Consider the following 17,618-nt stretch of genomic DNA (forward strand, 5'->3'; position numbering starts at 1 on the left):
GTGACGCAGACCGTTTACACTAGATAGTGAGTCGAATTGCGCCCACGAAGGACACCGGTTTTGATCAACACAGTCATAGCGAAAGTCTTTGGAACCAGCAACGAGCGCGCCGTAAAGCGCCTGATGCCCATCGTCGCCGAGATCAACGCCCTCGAGCCCACCATCCAAGCCCTCTCCGACGACCAACTCCGCGCCAAGACCGCTGAGTTCCGCCAGCGCATCGACGACGCCCGCGCCAAATTCGACCTCACCGACCGTTCGCCCGAGAACCTTGACGCAATCAACGCCGCCGAGAAGGAGGCCCTCGACGAGATCCTCCCCGAGGCCTTCGCCGTCGTCCGCGAAGCTGGCAAGCGTTCCGTCGGCATGCGCCACTTCGACGTACAGCTCATCGGAGGCATAGTTCTCCATTCCGGCAAGATCTCCGAGATGAAGACCGGCGAAGGTAAGACCCTCGTCGCCACGCTTCCCTGCTACCTCAACGCCCTCGCCGGCCGCGGCGTCCACGTCGTCACAGTCAACGACTACCTCGCCAAGCGCGACGCCGAGTGGATGGGCAAGATCTACGGCTTCCTCGGCCTCACCGTCGGCGTCATCGTCCACGACCTCGACGACGCCCAGCGCCGCGCCGCCTACGGCTCAGACATCACCTACGGCACCAACAACGAGTTCGGCTTCGACTACCTGCGCGACAACATGAAGTTCGAGCTCGCCGACCAGGTCCAGCGCGGCCACTACTACTGCATCGTCGACGAAGTCGACTCCATCCTCATCGACGAGGCCCGCACCCCGCTCATCATCTCCGGCCCCACCGACCAGACCACCGACAAGTACGTCCGCGTCAACGTCATCATTCCGGAGCTGGAGAAGGGTGAGCTCATCGAAACCGTCGAGACCAAAATCTGGACAGGCGATTACGTCGTCGATGAAAAGACCCGCTCCATCACCATTACCGACGAGGGATGGGAGAAGATCGAAAAGCTGCTCGGCATAGGCAACATCGCCGACCCCGAGAACTGGGACCTCAAGCACCACGTCGAAGTGGCCGTCAAAGCTCACTCTCTCTACAAGCGCGACGTCGAGTACGTCGTCAAGGACGGCGAGGTCATCATCGTCGACGAGTTCACCGGCCGCCTCATGCCCGGCCGCCGCTGGTCGGATGGACTCCATCAGGCCGTCGAGGCGAAGGAAGGCGTCGCCGTCCGCAAGGAAGACCAGACCCTCGCGACCATCACCTTCCAGAACTACTTCCGCATGTACAAAAAACTAAGCGGAATGACAGGCACTGCAGAAACAGAAGCAGCCGAGTTCGACAAGATCTACAAGCTCGACATCGTCGTTATTCCGACCAACCGGAAGATGCTCCGCATCGAGAACTCGGACGTCGTCTACCGCACCGCGAAGGAGAAGTACTTCGCCGTCGCCGACGAGATCGCCCGCCTGCACGAAGAGCGTCAGCCGGCTCTCGTCGGAACCACGAGCATCGAGAAGTCTGAGCTTCTCTCTGAGATCCTCAAGCGCAAGGGCGTCCGCCACGTCGTCCTCAACGCCAAGTTCCACGAGAAGGAAGCGGAGATCGTGGCCCAGGCAGGCCGCCTCGGAATGGTCACCATTGCGACCAACATGGCAGGCCGTGGAACCGACATCCTGCTCGGCGGCAACCCTGACTTCCTCGCCCGCCAGGAAATGGTTCGCAAGAATCTGGCCCGCGCCGTCTCCGCAGCCGAAGGAGCCATCTCGCCCGTCGCTGGGCCCGGCATGTTCCGTTTCTACTACCAGGGGCAGGAGTTCGAGTCGACACTTGAAGCCTGGGACACCACCCTCGCTGCTCATTCTGCTGCAGCGCAGAAGGAGCACGAGGCCGTCGTCGCCGCCGGAGGCCTCCACATCATCGGCACCGAGCGCCACGAGTCCCGCCGCGTCGACAACCAGCTTCGCGGACGCGCCGGCCGTCAGGGCGACCCCGGAGCCAGCCGCTTCTATCTCTCGCTCGAAGATGACCTCATGCGCATCTTCGCTCGCGAGTGGGTCTCTACCCTTCTCCAGCGCCTCGGCATGGAAGAGGGCGTGCCCATCGAGAGCCGCATGATTACCAACCGCATCGAGAAGGCCCAGAAAGCCGTCGAGACGCAGAACTTTGAGTCCCGCAAACACGTCCTCGAGTACGACGACGTCATGAACAAACAGCGTGAGGCCGTCTACGGTCTCCGCCGCCAGCTCATGGAAGGCGTCGACCAGAAGCAGCTCATCACCGACGACTACCTCTCGACCATCCTCTCCAACGTGCTCGACGAGAACGCCCCCGAGAAGGCCCACCCCGACGAGTGGAAGACCGAACCGCTCTTCTCGCAGCTCTATGACCTCTTCGGCGCCCACCTCGAAAACGAGATCAACATCACCCATGTCAACCGTCACGAACTAGGCGAGACCATCTTCGAGAAGCTTCGCGCCCGTTACGACGTTAAGGAGCAGATCCTCGGCGCCCCAACCATGCGCTACCACGAGCGCGTGGTCATGCTTTCGGTCCTCGACGGCCTCTGGAAAGACCACCTCCTTCAGATGGACCACCTCAAGGAGGGCATCGGCCTCCGTGGCTACGCTCAGCAAGACCCGCTCGTCGCCTACAAGAAGGAGTCCTTCGAGATGTTCGAGGGCATGATGCTCCGCTTCCAGGAGGACACCGCTCGCCATCTCTTCCGCATGCAGATCATCGGCCCAGACGGCACGCCTATCGAAAGCCTCGATCAGCTTCCGCGCCTGACAGCAAGCCCACCGCCCAACGCGCCGTTGCTGCCACCACACCCCGTTCAGGAGGCGGAACAGCCACAACATCCGCCAATCCCCATCCACACACGCTCGCCCTCGACTACCATCGACGCCCTTGAGCGCGAGTTTCAGAAGAAGAAGCAGCGCGAACTTCAGCACGCCCACGCCGCAGGCGGCGATGCCTCAACCGACGGGTCAGCTCCACGCCGGGCCGGCGAAAAGATCGGGCGCAACGATGAGTGCTACTGCGGCTCAGGCAAGAAATATAAGAAGTGCCACGGAGCCAACGCTTAGACTCCCCTCGCTTCCACCGATAACGGCCGGCGCAAGCAGGCCGTTATTGCTGCTCCAGGTCGTCCAGCAACAGCTTTGCCTTCGTTGCCAGCGTCTTGGCGCCTTCGATATCGCCTGAGGTCAATGCGTCCTGTGCCTGCTTCTGGAAGTTCTTTATCTTGCTGATCTGCGTCTTCTGAGCTTCGGCGGTCTGCGACGGCAGCCCGTTCAGCCGCTTCTCGATCGCGGCGATCATCTCTGCGGCCTCCTGCTGCGATCTCGGGCTCGAGTCCCCACCCGTCGAGAGCGAGCCGATCGCCGATACCTCTTGCTGCGGCTCCGACTCAGCCGGAGCCGCAGGAACTGGAACCGCAGCCACAATCTTCGGCCTCTTTCGTTCCCGTCGCGGGTGAGCCCCAGCCGCCGCAATAGGCATCGGTGGCAGCTTGACCTCAGGCGGCTCAATCATCGGCTGATTCTCCGGCCGCGGAACATCCGCCAGCTCTACCGGTGCAAGGATCTGGGGCAGCGGGGCTAGATGCGTCTTATGCCTGCAGCCGCTCAGGACACACGTCAATCCTGCACTCAGCAGTGTCACTCCCAGCCTTCGCATTCCGTAGCTCTGCCGAATCAAACCCGCTCCCCCATTCCCTTCCTGTTGCCACCAGCATCAACGGCCTTGCGAACATCAGCCACCACCGCACCTGCCACGATCGGCAGCCGAACCGCAAATGTCGTTCCACGATTCGGGGACTGCGGATCGGCATTCGACCGCACGTCCAAAGCTCCGCCGTGCAACTGCAGGATGCGGTAGGTCATTGCCAGGCCGATCCCGCTGCCCTTCGGCTTGGTTGTGAAGTACAACTCGAAGATACGCGGTAACACCTCGGTTGGTATACCCACTCCCTCGTCCTGCACCTCGGCCACGGCAAACTGGTGGTCGCGATACAACACAACCCGCATCGCACCTCCGTCCGGCATCGCCTGCATTCCATTCAACAGCAGGTTCAGCAGCGCCTGCCGGATCAGCTCTCCATCCACCCGCACCATCAGCGGCTCGGGCGGAGCCTCCACCGTCACGGTAACGCCGTTCTCCTGCATCTCCGCCGCCGTCAGCTCCATTACAGTTCCCATCACGTGACGCAGATCCTGCTCTCGCAGCTTCACCTCCATTGGGCGGGAGAAGTCGGCAAGAGTCTGCACAACCCGGTCGAGCCGCTGCATCTCGCCCGTCAGAATGTCCACATGTCGCTGCGCTCCGTTAAAGGACTCGCTGCCCCCGGCCGCCAGCTTGCTACGCAGCAACTCAAGATGCACCACCATTGCGTTGATCGGGTTCTTTACCTCATGCCCAACGCCAGCGGTCAGACGTCCAATCGCCGCCAGCCTGCGCGCGACTTCGAGCTCCTGCCCAATCTGCATCGCCGACTCCGTGTCCCGCAGCGTCAGCAATGTCCCCATATTGCTCCCGCCCATCCCATCGTCGATCCGATCGAGCGATATCTGCACCTGCCGGCCATCTTCGAGCGTCACGTTCTCGACAATCGTCGCTTCACCACCTGCCACCGCATCGAGAACCGCCGCTCCCAGCGCCGTCTGCTTATCGAATATCTCCTCCAGTTGCCTGCCCACCAACACACCCTCTGGCCGGTTCAAAAAGTAGGCCACCGCATCGGAGACCATCACCGCCCGATGATCCGCGGTAAACAGCAGGATTCCATCCCGCAGCGTATCCAGCACCTGGTTCAGATTCGCCTGCAGCGCGGTATATCCCGCCTCCTTCGTTCGCATCTGCTCGCCCAGCAAGTCGATCGACCTCGCTGCCCGCACCATCGCGTCTCCGCTCCCCAGCATCCGATTGTCTGGAGCCGATGCTTCACCTGCCGGCATCGTCAGCATCTCAAGCTTTCTCGAGATCTCCTCAATGGGACGTAGCGCCAGGTTCGCCAGTAGCGCCGCGGCTATCATCGCTGCCAGGGCCGCGAGCAGAGCGAAGACCAGTGCGGCCTGAAGCCACGGTTCGTAGGAGTTCCGTAGAAAGGTCGACCGCGCCCCCACATGCACGATCAAAAACGTCTCATTATTCCTGTCCAGTGACTGCGACGTGTCCAGCACCTGCGGCTTGCCGAAGACCTGTCTTGCCTGGGCCGCAACGCTACCATAGCGCAGGGCTTCAAGATTCACCCTGCGGCCTGCTGGCTGGCCTATCTCATCCGGGTCCGTACTCACCAGCGTCACGCCGCGAGCGTCCGTCACGCTGACATCCTGCACGATCGGCGAGTAGCGCACGATCCCATTCATCACATCGGTCAGCGCCTCCGAATTCTGCAGGGCATCCTTGACCGCAGCCTCCAGAGCCTCATCGCTCCGGTTGGATGGAGGATTCGCGCGCAGCCCCGTCTCCAGAGCCTGCCGCGTGATCAGCAGAACCTCCCGCGCCAGAACGTCATTGGCAGCTGCCGTCTGTTCGATCCTCTGGCGCAGCAGCTCGCCCACGAAGAGCGCCGACAACACCAGCACGATCGCGAACGTCAGACCGGTCGCCGCCAGCACCAGCTTCGTCTTAAGGCGCATCGCTATTCCACCGACGAAGTAGCGTTCGAGTATTCCTTCAACTTATTCTGCAGCGTCTTCGAGCTGATCCCCAGAATCTCGGCCGCCTTGGTCTTATTGTTATGCGTCGCCATCAGTGTCTTCAGAATCAACTGCCGCTCCGCCTCATCGACGGTCGTGCCCACCTCGACCCTAACCGTATTCTGGTCTTCAAGATACCGCTGCACGTCGCTCGACCCGCCAGCCTCCGCGCCTGGCTCCAACGCCACCGCAGATCGTCCGCTCCTCGTCAGCGCCGGAGCGAACCCCGGCTCCCCAAAGTTCGGCGGCAGGTACTCGACACCTAACATCCCTGTACCCGCCATGATCGTCGCCCGCTCGATCGTGTTGCGCAGCTCGCGCACATTCCCCGGCCACGAATAAGCTTCCAGACGCTTCAGCAGCGAGTCCTTCATGCCCGTCACGCTGCAGTTGTGGCGCTCATTCATATCCGCGATCATCTTCTCTGCGATCCCCGCGATGTCCGAGACGTGCTCCCGCAGCGGCGGCATCTGAATATTGAAGACGTTCAGCCGGTAGTAAAGATCGCCGCGCAGATCGCCCACGGCCACGGCCTCCTCCGGATCGCGATTCGTCGCGGCAATCACGCGGACATCCACCGGAGTCTCCACCTTGCTTCCCAGCCGGCGCAGCTTCCTGTCCTCCAGTACGCGCAACAGCTTGGCCTGCGTTGCAGCCGGCATCTCGCCGATCTCATCCAGCAGCAGCGTGCCTCCTTCGGCGAGCTCGAAGCATCCCGCCCTGCGCTCCAGCGCGCCCGTAAACGCTCCCTTCTCATGCCCGAAGATCTCGCTCTCAATCAGCGTCTCAGGAATCGCAGCGCAGTTCACCGCCACAAATGGCTGACTGTGCCGCGAACTCAGCTCATGCAGCGCGCGAGCCACCAGTTCTTTGCCAGTGCCGCTCTCGCCCGTCACCAGAACGCTCACGTTCGACGGAGCAATGCGCTCGATCAGCGAGAAGATCGGCTTCATCTGCGGCGACGTTCCCACCAGCGGCCCCATCCTGCCCGTGTCCCGCAACTTGCGGCGCGTGGCCTCGAGATCGACATCGGTATCGGCGTCATGCTGCTGGCTTGCATTCTGCAAAATCGTCTTCAGGCGCACCGGGTCCACCGGCTTGGGGAGGTAGTCATACGCCCCAGTCCGCATCGCCTCCACCGCCGACTCAATCGATCCCTGCGCCGTCAGCATCACCACCGCGATCCGCTGCGGCAACTCTGCAAGCCGCTCCAGCAGCTCCATCCCATCCATCCGCGGCATCTTCAGGTCAGTCACGACGATCGCCGGCGCCCACGCGACAGCCTTCTCCAGCCCCTCCAGGCCGTCTGCGGCGCACTCCGCCTTATAGCCCCAACTCTCGATCAACTCCGTCAGACCGGTGCGTGCATGCAGCTCATCTTCCACAATCAAAACTTTTTCCAAATCCCTCTCCCGCGCGCATGCCTGATTTTCCCAGTGAATGCTTTGGATGCACCTAACCCTTAAGTTTACTGCTAACTGGAACACTGTTCGCCACTCTTTCTGGACGTTCCCGGCCACTCCACCACCAGGAACACCCATTCGCTTCCGCAACCCATCTAAGCGGCTTCTTTCCCCCACTTACGAGCTCCGCGCGCGCAAAATTCCAGGTTTGTTTATCCTCAATCTGTATGCTCAACCCCGAAATCAGCGCACAGGACTTCATCGAACAGCGCCGCCAGCCCAATCCACCCCTTCTTTTGGACGTCCGCGAACCATGGGAGTTCCAGACGGCCAGCCTGCCCGATTCCCTGCTGATGCCCATGGGCGACATTCCCTCGCGCGCCCACCAGGAGCTCGACCCCGACCAGCCCATCGTCGTTCTCTGCCATCACGGCATGCGCTCCCTCAACGTCACTATGTGGCTCCGTAACCAGGGCTTCGAGCACGTCCAGTCCCTCGCAGGAGGCATCGACAACTGGTCCCGCACCATCGACCCCACCGTACCGCGCTACTAGCCCGCATCGACGCACAGACCTTGCATAAGTGTTTGATTCTTAACTAGAAGTGTCATCCTGAGCGGAGCCTATGGCGGTCTCATCGCCATAGGCGTAGTCGAAGGACCTGCGGTTCGCCCGCAGCGCCCAAAATTCCCAGGGGAACGCGACACTCCACCGGCGAATATTCGATACTCCCTGGCGCAATCCTGCAACCTTTCGGCCCCGGTGCTAGTCTAAAAAGCGACCGGCCGGTTTCAACTTCGACCGCGGTAAGTCCATGAGCAAAGGCGAAGCAACCCGGCAGCGGATCATTGAAATCGCCGCCCCTCTATTCAACCAGCGCGGCTACAAGGGTTGCTCCCTCCACGCCATCATGGAGGCCACCGGCCTCGAAAAGGGCGGCATCTATCGCCACTTTGGGAGCAAAGAAGAGCTCGCCGCCGAAGCCTTCGACTTCGCCTGGAACACGACCTTCGCTCTCCGCACCAACGGCCTCGACGCGATCCCAAATCACGTAGACCGTCTCAAGGAGCATGTCTCGCGCTACGCCTATCGCTCCGGCATCCCTGGCGGCTGCCCGCTTCTCAATACCGCCGTCGACGCCGACGACGGCAATCCCGTCCTGCGCGAGCGTGTCCGCAAGGCTCTCCGCGGCTGGCAAAACGCGCTCCGCAGCGTCCTCGAGGACGGCATCGCCAAGGGAACGGTGAACCCGGAGATCGATCCGGCAGAGGTCGCCAACCATATCATCACAAGCATCGAAGGCGGAATCGTCATCGCTCGTCTTGAGCGCAGCGACAACGCCCTCCGAGACGCCCGCGCACGTCTCGACCGATACCTCGAGCTCAAGGTACGAAAGTCCCCATCCGCCGAATCGCCATCCTCCGGAACCCACCCTCCACCAGCACTTCCCTAAAAAATTAAAGAGACCTTCCGGTTCCTTTTTAGTTTCGTCGCATCGAAAGAAGAGACCGAAAGGTTTCTTCTATGGCAACTGCGACTCTTACGCAAGAACAGGTTCAACTGTCTCCGCCAAAACCGGTTCGCGCCGCCAGGGTCGTCAACCCGTGGGTCGTGGCCCTCACAGTTACGTTGGCCACCTTTATGGAGCTGCTCGACACCTCCATCGCCAACGTCTCCCTGCCCTACATCGCCGGTGGCCTCGGCCGCTCCTACGACGAGGTCACCTGGATCCTCACTACCTACCTCGTCGCCAACGCCGTCGTCCTCCCAATGTCCGCCTGGCTCAGCCGCGTCTTCGGCCGCAAGACCTACTACATGGCCTGCGTCGCCCTCTTCACCATTACGTCGTTCTTCTGCGGCATCGCGCCCAGCCTCAACATCATGCTCCTCTCCCGCGTCCTGCAGGGCATCGGCGGCGGCGGTCTCGCTCCGGTTGAGCAGGCCATCCTCGTCGACACCTTCCCGCCCGCCAAACGCGCCTCGGCCTTCGCCCTCTACACTGTAGCCATCGTCACCGCGCCCGCAATCGGCCCCGTCCTCGGAGGCTGGATCACCGACAACTACAACTGGCGCTGGGTCTTCCTCATCAACATCCCCATCGGCATCCTCTCCCTCTTCCTCACCAACCGCTTTGTTTCGGACCCGCCCTCCTACGCGGAAGAGCGCAAGACCGTCCGCCGCGACGGCAAACTTCGCGTTGACGGCATCGGCATCGCACTCATCGGCCTCGGCTCCGCCGCTCTCGAAGTCCTTCTCGACCGCGGACAGATCGACGACTGGTTCGGCTCCTCCTTCATCACCTGGATGTTCGTCATCGGCGTCACCTGCCTCACCGTCGCCGTCTTCTGGGAGCTGCACCACTCCGACCCCGTCATCGACTTCCGCATGCTCAAGGTCCGCAACTTCGCCATCGCCAACCTCTTCTACTTCGTCTTTGGCTTCGGTCTCTTTGCGTCGACGACCATGATTCCGCAACTCCTCCAGTCCCTCTACGGCTACCGCGCTATTGACGCCGGCCTCGTCCTCGGACCCGGCGCCTTCGTCATCACCGTTCTCGCTCCGGTTGGAGCACAGCTCGTACAGCGGAGCATCATCCATCCCCGCATCCTGCTCTTCGGAGCCGTCCTGGTCGTCGGGATTTCGTTCCTCCACTACAGCCACTTCAACCTCGACACCGATTACAACCATTACGCCCTCGCACGCGCATTACAGGGCCTCGGCTACGCATTCTTCTTCGTACCGCTCTCCGTCATCGCCTACTCGCAGCTCAGCCCGGGCCAGAACAACAAGGCCTCCTCCCTCACTAACTTCTTCCGCAACTGGGGCGGCAGCTTCGGGATCGCTTTCATCACTACCGTCAGCGAGCGCCGCCAGAACTTCCACCAGTCCACCGTGGGCTCAAACCTGAACGGCTCCTCGCACTACCTGCAACAGTCCGTCCAGCAGACCGCCGCCTACCTCCAGGCCCACGGCTTCTCTCACGCAGACGCTCTCAAAGCCTCCTACGCCCGCTACTACGAGCAGCTACATGCTCAGACCCAACTACTGGCTTTTATGGACTGCTTCCACCTTATCGGCGTCATCACCCTCATCGCCGCCCCTCTGGTCCTGGTCACCAGGTACTTCAAAGTCGGCGGAAAAGCCGGTCCCGCACACTGATTTGTTCGCGGCCACTGTTCTCTTCACGATCAGAGCCTCGTCGTTCCGCTCTTCTTGCTCTGATTCCCGTCTTCCTTGTTGTCATTCCGCAGCGCAGCGGAGGAATCTGCTTTTCCTCAGCGCTTGGCCGCCTCACTTCGCTCTCGGATGCGTCTCGTCGTACACCTTCTGCACCTGACCCACCGTCAATTGCGTATACCGCTGCGTCGTAGAAAGCCGCTCGTGCCCCAGCATCTCCTGGATCGCCCGTAGGTCCGCTCCCTCCTCCAACATGTGCGTCCCAAACGCATGCCGCAACGTATGCGGATGCACATCCGCCGCCAGTCCACGACTCAGCGCAATCGCCTTCACAATTCTCCCCACGCTCCGCGTCGTCAGCCGGCAATCGCCACGCAGCCGCAGGTTCGTCAGCAGCGGCCCCTCATGCACCATCACTCCCTTGCCCGCCGCCATCAGCTTCGCTTCGCGCTGCGACAGATAATCTCTCAGCGCAGCCGCAGCCTCATCCCCTAGCGGCACCAGACGCTCTTTTTTCCCTTTGCCTCTCACCAGAATCGCGTCATCGCCCCACTTCACGCTCCCTACATCCAGCCCAACCAGCTCTGAGTTCCGAATCCCGCATCCATAAAGCAGCTCGAAGATCACGCGATCCCGCTCCGGCCACGCGGCCACTTCAGCCTCGTGGCCTTCGGTCTTCGCGCCTCCGCTCTTCTTCTCCCTTCCCGCTGGCCCCTCCAGCGAATCGAGCACGCGATTCACCTCCTCCACACTCGGCACCCGAGGCAGATGCTTCGGCAACTTAGGCGTGCTCACCAGCAGCGCCGGATTCTGCGGGACCTTCCCATCCTTCGCCAGCCACTTGAACCAGCTCCTCACCGCCGCCAGCGCCCGAGCCGCACTCGCCTTCGTCAAGCCCCGCTCATACAGGAGCCCAAGATAAGCGCGAATATGCAAATGCTCGACCGCACGGATCGACCCACCCTTCCCCAGCGTCTCCTCCAGATAGCCAGCAAAGTTCCGCACCTCACGCGCGTACGCCCGCACCGTATGCTCCGACGCTCCGCGCTCATTCGCAAGCATCGCGAGAAACCTCTCCGCCAATTCGGAAAACTCACTCGTCTGGTGCATTCCTGGCCCCTAGGCGCTCTTCCCTGCCTTCTTCCCTCGCGGATGATGCATCCGATGCACCTGCTTCAACCGCCCTAGCGCCACGTGCGTGTAGACCTGCGTCGTCGCAATGTCCGCATGCCCCAGTAACACCTGCACGCTTCTCAGGTCCGCTCCATGCTCCACCATGTGCGTCGCGCAGCTATGCCGCAGCTTATGCGGGCTCGCATGACGATTCGTCGACCGAACCATCTCCCACACCCACTGCCGCGTCAGCGGCTTTCCCCGCACCGAAAGAAACAGCGCGCCAGATCTCCCGGCTTTCAGCAGCAACTCAGGCCGCCCCATCTTCAGATACCGCTCCAGCGACTCGACCGCGCTGCGTCCCAGCGGAACTATCCTCTCCTTGTCGCCCTTGCCCCTCACCTGCACCCGCGCTACATCCAGGTGAACATCCTCCTCGCGTAGCGCGCAGATCTCTCCCACCCGCAGTCCGCCGCCATATAGCAGCTCCAGAATCGCGTGATCTCGCAACGCCAGCCCGTCCGCATCCGCACTTCGCGCCGCGACGCCCGTCCTCTCCAGCATCTCGCCGACCTCGCCCTCGGCCAGGCTCTTCGGCAACACCTTCCAGCTCGCCGGACTCTCGATATTCACCGTAGGATCGCGGTCGATCTTCTTATCCATCAGAAGCCAGCGATAAAACCCACGCAAACAGCTAAGCTTCCGCGCAATCGATCGTGACTCGACCCCATGCCCGCGCAACCCCTCCATAAACCCACTCACATCCTGCTGAGTAGCCCCAACCAGCAACCCATCGCGCCCCTCAACATGCTCGGCAAACTGCTCTAAATCCCGCTGATACGCCTCACAACTCGCCGGCCTCAAACCCTTCTCCACTCGCAGATAAGTCACATACTCCCGCACAACCCGCACATTCCCCGTAGTCTGTGACTCCTGCTGCATTTCACGATTATCTCTGCCTAACCCCCTCAAAATCTCCACATCGACCACCGAGTACCCACCTCGGTAGCATCACTATGATTACTTCCCAATCCCAGGCAACCCGTACACAGATTTACCTTTGCCGTTCACGCCCTCTTGGATATCATTCGACTCGCATGCGCCTCTTGAAAGTCTTTCTGCCCTCAACTCTTCTCTCGTTGCTCTTTTGCTCAACCATCCTCTCCGCACAATCCATCGTCCTGCCAAAATCGATCTCCTTCTCTGGTGATCCCACCTACTCTCAAACCGAGTTGCTCACCTTCACAGGCCTCAAACCCGGAGCCAGCTCAACCATCGCCGAGGTCCAGGCAGCTGCACAGAAACTCAACGACACCGGCCTCTTCAGCGACATCCACTTCGAATCCAACGCGCACGGCCTCGTCTTCTCGCTCAAACCGATGCCAAACATGCTGCCCGCCCGCTTTACCAACTTTGTTTGGTGGACGCCCGATGAGCTCAACACCGCTCTCAAATTCCGTGTCCCGCTGTACGAGGGCTCCATCCCGCAAGCAGGCAACATGCAGGACACTGTCTGCGCCGCACTCAAAGCAATGCTCGCCGAAAAAGGCGTCACAGCAACAGTAGTCGCCCTGGCTAGCTCCGACCAACCCAACTCCCCACCCACAGCGGTGTCGTTCGCCATCGACTCGCCCGAAATCCACGTCCGCACCCTCACCTTCGCGTCCGCGTCACCAGCTATGCAGACGAAGTTCGAAAAGGTCGTCAAAGACGCCACCAGCCAGCCCTACGACCAGTTCGCCACAAACAGCGCTATCGACTCGCAAGTCCGCAATATCTATCGCAACGAAGGCTACCTAGACGCCGTCATCACCACCATCACCCACTCTGCGCCTCAAATTTCAAACGACGCCATCAACCTCGACCTCACCGCGACCATCAACGAAGGAGAGCCCTACCGCATCTCGCAGCTCACATGGCCTGGCTCAGAGATCGTCAGCACAGACGACTTAAACAAAAAATCCAAGCTTCACCCCGAAGAGCTCGCCTCCGAAATCGCCCTTAAGCAAACCCTCCAGATTCTTTACCGCGCCTACTACGCCAAGGGCTTCCAGGACGCGAAGGTCCAGGCATCGTCAACAAAAGACGCCGCCACCCACCACGTCGCCTACACCATCCGCGTCATTCCCGGCGAGCAGTACCGTCTCCACGCCATCAACGTCGTCGGCCTCACCGACCAGCAACGCAAAGACTTCGACGCCGCCTGGCCTCACCGACCAGCAACGCAAAGACTTCGACGCCGCCTGGCACATGAACCCCGGCGACTTCTACGACGTCGACTACCTTCAATCCTTCCTTATGAAAAACAACGCCATCCAGTCTCTACGCGGCTACTCCGCCACTTACAAAGCCTCCTCTGACCCCAACACCCACCTCGTTGACCTCGTTCTCACCTTCGTCAAGGGAGGCACACTCGTCACCGTCACCAACTAACCCCTCCTCCGCGCTGATAAACTTAAAAGAGCATGTTCGAGAATCTCTCCGAAAAACTCCAGCGCTCCTTTAAGAACCTCCGCGGCCAGGGCACCATCACCGAGGAGAACATCTCCGACGCTCTGCGCGAGATCCGCCTCGCCCTCCTCGAATCCGACGTGAACCTCGCCGTCGTCAACGAGCTCGTCGAGCACATCCGCACCCGCGCCATGGGAACCCAGGTGACAACCGCGTTGTCACCCTCAGAGCAGATCGTCAAGATCGTCCACGACGAGCTCGTCAACGTCCTCGGCCGCGACACCGCCCGCTTCCAAAAAGCCTCGCAGCCCCCGTCGGTCATCCTCATGGCCGGCCTCCAGGGCTCCGGCAAAACGACCACCTCCGGCAAGCTAGCCCAGTGGCTCAAGAAGGCCGGCCACCGCCCCATGCTCGTCTCGGTGGACGTCTACCGCCCCGCCGCGCGCGAACAGCTCGCCATCGTCGCGCGCTCCATCAACGCCAATCTCTACGAAGGCAAGATCACCGAAGCCGACCCCGGCAGCGACGCCGTCCTCCGCCTCTCCAAGGAAGCAAAGCGCGAGGCCGCCAACTTCGGCTGCGACATGCTCATCGTCGACACCGCCGGCCGCAACCACATCGACGCCGAGCTCATGGACGAGATGGCCGCCCTCAAAAAGCTCCTCTCCCCCTCCGAGATCCTCTTCGTCGCCGACGCCATGACCGGCCAGGACGCCGTCAACTCCGCCAAGGCCTTCAACGACCGCCTCGCCATCACCGGAGCCATCCTCACCAAGATGGACGGCGACGCCCGCGGCGGCGCTGCCCTCTCCATCCGCCACGTCACCGGAGCCCCCATCAAGTTCCTCGGAACCGGCGAAAAGCCCGACGCCTTCGAGCCCTTCCACCCCGACCGCATCGTCTCCCGCATCATGGGCCACGGCGACATCGCCACCCTCCTCGAGCGCGCCGAAGAGCGCCTTGACCGCGGCAAAGCCGAGCAGTTCGCCAAAAAGGCCCTCTCCGGCGACGGCTTCTCCCTCGAAGACTTCCGCGACCAGCTCCGTCAGATCAAAAAGATGGGCTCCATGAAGTCCATCCTCAAGATGCTCCCCTCCGTCGGCCCATTCGCTGGCATGTCGCAGGCCATCGACAACGTCGACGAGGGCCAGTTCACCCGCGTCGAATCCATCATCAACTCGATGACCAAAAAGGAGCGCGCCGACCACGAGATCATCAACGGCAGCCGCCGCAAGCGCATAGCCCACGGCTCAGGAACCACGGTGCAGGAAGTCAACAACCTCCTCCGCCAGTACGCCCAGATGCGCAAGATGTTCAAGACCATGGGCTCAGGCGGAGGCATCAAGGCCCAGCAACGCCTGATGAGCCAAATGCAAGGCCGCCCAAAATTCGGACGATAGTCATTGCTTATCGACCCTTCCTTTTCTTAACCCACCCAAACCGTGTCATCCTGAGCGAAGCAGCTCGCGCATGTTGCGAGCTGCGTAGTCGAAGGACCTGCGGTTGCATTTGCTCTTGCAGTTGCCTCTAACTCAAGAAGCATCCCCAAACATCTTGACCGGCGTACCCCACTCCTCGCTCAAATCCACCCAAGCCGGATTCTCCCGCTCGATCAACCAAATCTTCTTAGCCCGGGACCATCCCTTCAGTTGCTTCTCCCGAGCGATCGCTCGATGAACATCGGAATACCGCTCAAGCCAAACCAAACGATTGCAGTTGTACTTCTTCGAGTACCCCTCAAATCGACCTTCCTTGTGCTGCTGAACCCGAATCTCAATCTCGCTCGTCATCCCCACATAAAAGTTATGACTTCGGCTAGCCACAATGTAGGTGTAGTAAATCCTCTCCCTCATCAAGCCAGCATATAGAACAAACACCTCCCCAGTTCCATCAATAGTTCCGTCAATCCCCGAAGCCACCCAAACCGTGTCATCCTGAGCGAAGCGGCTCGCGCACTTTGCGAGCAGCGCAGTCGAAGGACCTGCGGTTGCCGTTGCTTTTTCGTAGGCCAGCCACACAGAAGTGTCATCCTGAGCGAAGCAGTCCACGGGCTTCATGGTGGACTGCGCAGTCGAAGGACCTGCGGTTGCTTTTGCGGTTGCTACAGAATCAGGCGGAAGCATCAAGATGCAGCAACGCCTAATGTCCCAAATGCAAGGTCGCCAGCGCTTCGGGAGATAGTGTTTGACTAGTCAAACTTAGCAGATCAGCTGACACTTATTTGGTATTCGACCGATCTATATCCATCTATTATGATTTCTACTTCGAAAGGATCAAATCGATGGACGCAGATAACAAGCCTTGCCCGGTCTGCGGAGAAACGATCAAGATCGTGGCGATCAAATGCCGCTTCTGCAACACTGATCTAGCCGTATTCTCCGCGATGAAAGAATTTGAAATAGAACAACCACTGTTTACTGGCCATCCAGCGGTCATTTACAGCGTCGGCCAAATCGTTCCATTCCTGGTCCTGATCGTCATTGCAGTTGCAATCGCGTACAGCATAGGTTCTACACGCACCATCTTATATGTGCTGATTGGCTTTCCGGTCGCATGCGCCATCGTTTATCTCCGTTACTACCTGAGAAGCTTGAGCATTCACTACACAATCACCACGCAGCGAATCAAGTTGGAGCGTGGGCTGCTTTCCAAGGTTCAGGAGAGTCTGGAGTTGTTTCGGATCGACCACCTGGAGTTACGAAAACCTATTGGAAAGCGGTTGCTCCGCCAAGCCTCTCTGCACCTGTTCTCTTCAGATAAAGAGTTCGAAAACTTTTTTATCTACGCCATCCCGGATCTGGAAAACCTGGCAAACACTTTGCGCGAATGCCAGCTTCGCGAACGCACTAGGCGCGGCTTAACAACATTCGTTAGCGCTTAGGCGACGATGGGCTCAGGCGGAGGCATCAAGATGCAGCTACGCCTCACGTCCCAAATGCAAGGACGACAAAATTCGGCCGGTAGTCGCTATTTTGCTTTCATTTAGCCCTATTTTGCTTTCATTTAGCCCTTAGAGAGAAGCAGAATCTAAGTATGACCTCCTTTGATTCCTTGACTCCAACGCAATTCGAAGAGCTGGCCTATGACCTTCTTCACACCATGGACTTTGTCAATATTGATTGGCGAAAAGGAACAGGGCTACTTAGCAGTCCATCAGATAGTGGACGCGATATTGTATGTGACCATCTCCGGATGGAACCCGACGGAAGCCAGCACTTTGAACGTTGGTTTGTCGATTGCAAACATTACCGAAAAGGCGTTCCCCCGAAAGAACTACAAAATTTGCTTGCTTGGGCTGAAGCCGAACGTCCAGACGTCGCTCTATTTGTGGTTTCAAACTATCTAAGTAATCCAGCTAAAGACTATTTGGAGACTTTCAAAAGGAATAACCGGCCCGCATTCAAAATCAGAGTCTGGGAGAAACCGCAACTTACTCGAATGCTCGCCAAAAAACTAGTCTTCAACGAAAATTCAATCTGACTACGGCCTCAATTCGAGATGTGAAAAAGATACTTAAAGCCGAAGAAGAGTTCTATTTAAAGGTCTGGTACGGTCGAAAAGGGACAGCAGAATTTTATCGATCCAATGGCGCTCCAGAAGAAATTGTACAGGGAATGCTTAAGGCGAAAAAAGAAGTTGAGGAACGATTTGGTAAAGAGAACCTCGGTCCGTGGAACGACTTTGAATGGGGCATGCTGAGTGGCAAGTTATCAGCGCTTCGTTGGGTCCTAGGGGATGACTGGGACATGCTTGATACCTAGTAGTACAGAGTTCGAATATGAACGGGCGGGTGGACTGGGTG

Annotated in this window: 15 protein-coding genes; 9 read left to right on the forward strand and 6 right to left on the reverse strand. The window is 59.8% G+C overall.

Features of this window, described 5'->3' with window-relative positions; genetic code table 11:
• Positions 1 to 60: 60 nt before the first annotated feature.
• Positions 61 to 3,060 carry a preprotein translocase subunit SecA gene (secA, locus tag OHL16_RS18895; protein WP_263368762.1) on the forward strand — a complete coding sequence of 1,000 codons (3,000 nt, stop codon included), beginning with the start codon at positions 61 to 63 and terminating at the stop codon, positions 3,058 to 3,060.
• Between the two features lie 43 nt (positions 3,061 to 3,103).
• Here the strand turns inward: secA and OHL16_RS18900 are convergent, their stop codons facing one another.
• The 3 genes from OHL16_RS18900 to OHL16_RS18910 are packed head-to-tail and all read right to left on the reverse strand — an operon-like array spanning position 3,104 to position 7,076.
• Positions 3,104 to 3,652: a hypothetical protein gene (locus OHL16_RS18900; RefSeq protein WP_263368763.1), complete on the reverse strand. Its 549-nt coding sequence runs from the start codon at positions 3,650 to 3,652 to the stop codon at positions 3,104 to 3,106.
• Between the two features lie 17 nt (positions 3,653 to 3,669).
• Positions 3,670 to 5,613, reverse strand: a complete 1,944-nt coding sequence (locus OHL16_RS18905) for a sensor histidine kinase (RefSeq protein ID WP_263368764.1) — start codon at positions 5,611 to 5,613, stop codon at positions 3,670 to 3,672.
• Between the two features lie 2 nt (positions 5,614 to 5,615).
• Positions 5,616 to 7,076 (reverse strand): sigma-54-dependent transcriptional regulator, encoded by a 1,461-nt coding sequence (locus tag OHL16_RS18910; protein ID WP_263368765.1) that lies wholly within the window; start codon positions 7,074 to 7,076, stop codon positions 5,616 to 5,618.
• Between the two features lie 227 nt (positions 7,077 to 7,303).
• Here OHL16_RS18910 and OHL16_RS18915 point away from each other — a divergent pair, with 227 nt between their 5' ends.
• The 3 genes from OHL16_RS18915 to OHL16_RS18925 all read left to right on the forward strand — a co-directional run bounded on the left by OHL16_RS18915 (position 7,304) and on the right by OHL16_RS18925 (position 10,234).
• Positions 7,304 to 7,630: a rhodanese-like domain-containing protein gene (locus OHL16_RS18915; protein WP_263368766.1), complete on the forward strand. Its 327-nt coding sequence runs from the start codon at positions 7,304 to 7,306 to the stop codon at positions 7,628 to 7,630.
• A gap of 259 nt (positions 7,631 to 7,889) precedes the next feature.
• Positions 7,890 to 8,528: a TetR/AcrR family transcriptional regulator gene (locus OHL16_RS18920; RefSeq protein WP_263368767.1), complete on the forward strand. Its 639-nt coding sequence runs from the start codon at positions 7,890 to 7,892 to the stop codon at positions 8,526 to 8,528.
• A 71-nt stretch (positions 8,529 to 8,599) separates the two neighbouring features.
• Positions 8,600 to 10,234 (forward strand): DHA2 family efflux MFS transporter permease subunit, encoded by a 1,635-nt coding sequence (locus OHL16_RS18925; protein WP_263368768.1) that lies wholly within the window; start codon positions 8,600 to 8,602, stop codon positions 10,232 to 10,234.
• Positions 10,235 to 10,366: 132 nt separating this feature from the next.
• Here the strand turns inward: OHL16_RS18925 and OHL16_RS18930 are convergent, their stop codons facing one another.
• Positions 10,367 to 11,362 (reverse strand): tyrosine-type recombinase/integrase, encoded by a 996-nt coding sequence (locus OHL16_RS18930; RefSeq protein ID WP_263368769.1) that lies wholly within the window; start codon positions 11,360 to 11,362, stop codon positions 10,367 to 10,369.
• A gap of 9 nt (positions 11,363 to 11,371) precedes the next feature.
• Complete coding sequence (locus OHL16_RS18935; RefSeq protein ID WP_263368770.1) at positions 11,372 to 12,307, reverse strand: site-specific tyrosine recombinase; 936 nt, start codon at positions 12,305 to 12,307, stop codon at positions 11,372 to 11,374.
• A 155-nt stretch (positions 12,308 to 12,462) separates the two neighbouring features.
• On the opposite strand from OHL16_RS18935, the gene OHL16_RS18940 reads away from it, so the two are divergent.
• A complete protein-coding gene (locus tag OHL16_RS18940; RefSeq protein ID WP_263368771.1) occupies positions 12,463 to 13,725 on the forward strand; it encodes a POTRA domain-containing protein in 1,263 nt (420 codons plus the stop codon).
• Positions 13,726 to 13,830: 105 nt separating this feature from the next.
• Positions 13,831 to 15,216 (forward strand): signal recognition particle protein, encoded by a 1,386-nt coding sequence (ffh, locus tag OHL16_RS18945; RefSeq protein WP_263368772.1) that lies wholly within the window; start codon positions 13,831 to 13,833, stop codon positions 15,214 to 15,216.
• A gap of 132 nt (positions 15,217 to 15,348) precedes the next feature.
• Here the strand turns inward: ffh and OHL16_RS18950 are convergent, their stop codons facing one another.
• A complete protein-coding gene (locus tag OHL16_RS18950) occupies positions 15,349 to 15,873 on the reverse strand; it encodes a GIY-YIG nuclease family protein (protein WP_263368773.1) in 525 nt (174 codons plus the stop codon).
• A 224-nt stretch (positions 15,874 to 16,097) separates the two neighbouring features.
• Here OHL16_RS18950 and OHL16_RS18955 point away from each other — a divergent pair, with 224 nt between their 5' ends.
• The 3 genes from OHL16_RS18955 to OHL16_RS18965 all read left to right on the forward strand — a co-directional run bounded on the left by OHL16_RS18955 (position 16,098) and on the right by OHL16_RS18965 (position 17,577).
• On the forward strand, positions 16,098 to 16,697 hold the full coding sequence (locus tag OHL16_RS18955; RefSeq protein WP_263368774.1) for a PH domain-containing protein: 600 nt from the start codon (positions 16,098 to 16,100) through the stop codon (positions 16,695 to 16,697).
• Between the two features lie 152 nt (positions 16,698 to 16,849).
• Positions 16,850 to 17,296 carry a restriction endonuclease gene (locus OHL16_RS18960; RefSeq protein ID WP_263368775.1) on the forward strand — a complete coding sequence of 149 codons (447 nt, stop codon included), beginning with the start codon at positions 16,850 to 16,852 and terminating at the stop codon, positions 17,294 to 17,296.
• A 20-nt stretch (positions 17,297 to 17,316) separates the two neighbouring features.
• Entirely contained in the window at positions 17,317 to 17,577 is a 261-nt protein-coding gene (locus OHL16_RS18965; RefSeq protein WP_263368776.1) for a hypothetical protein, read from the forward strand.
• Positions 17,578 to 17,618 lie beyond the last annotated feature (41 nt).

The sequence above is a fragment of the Edaphobacter bradus genome (genome assembly GCF_025685645.1).
Taxonomy (GTDB): Bacteria; Acidobacteriota; Terriglobia; order Terriglobales; family Acidobacteriaceae; genus Edaphobacter; species Edaphobacter bradus.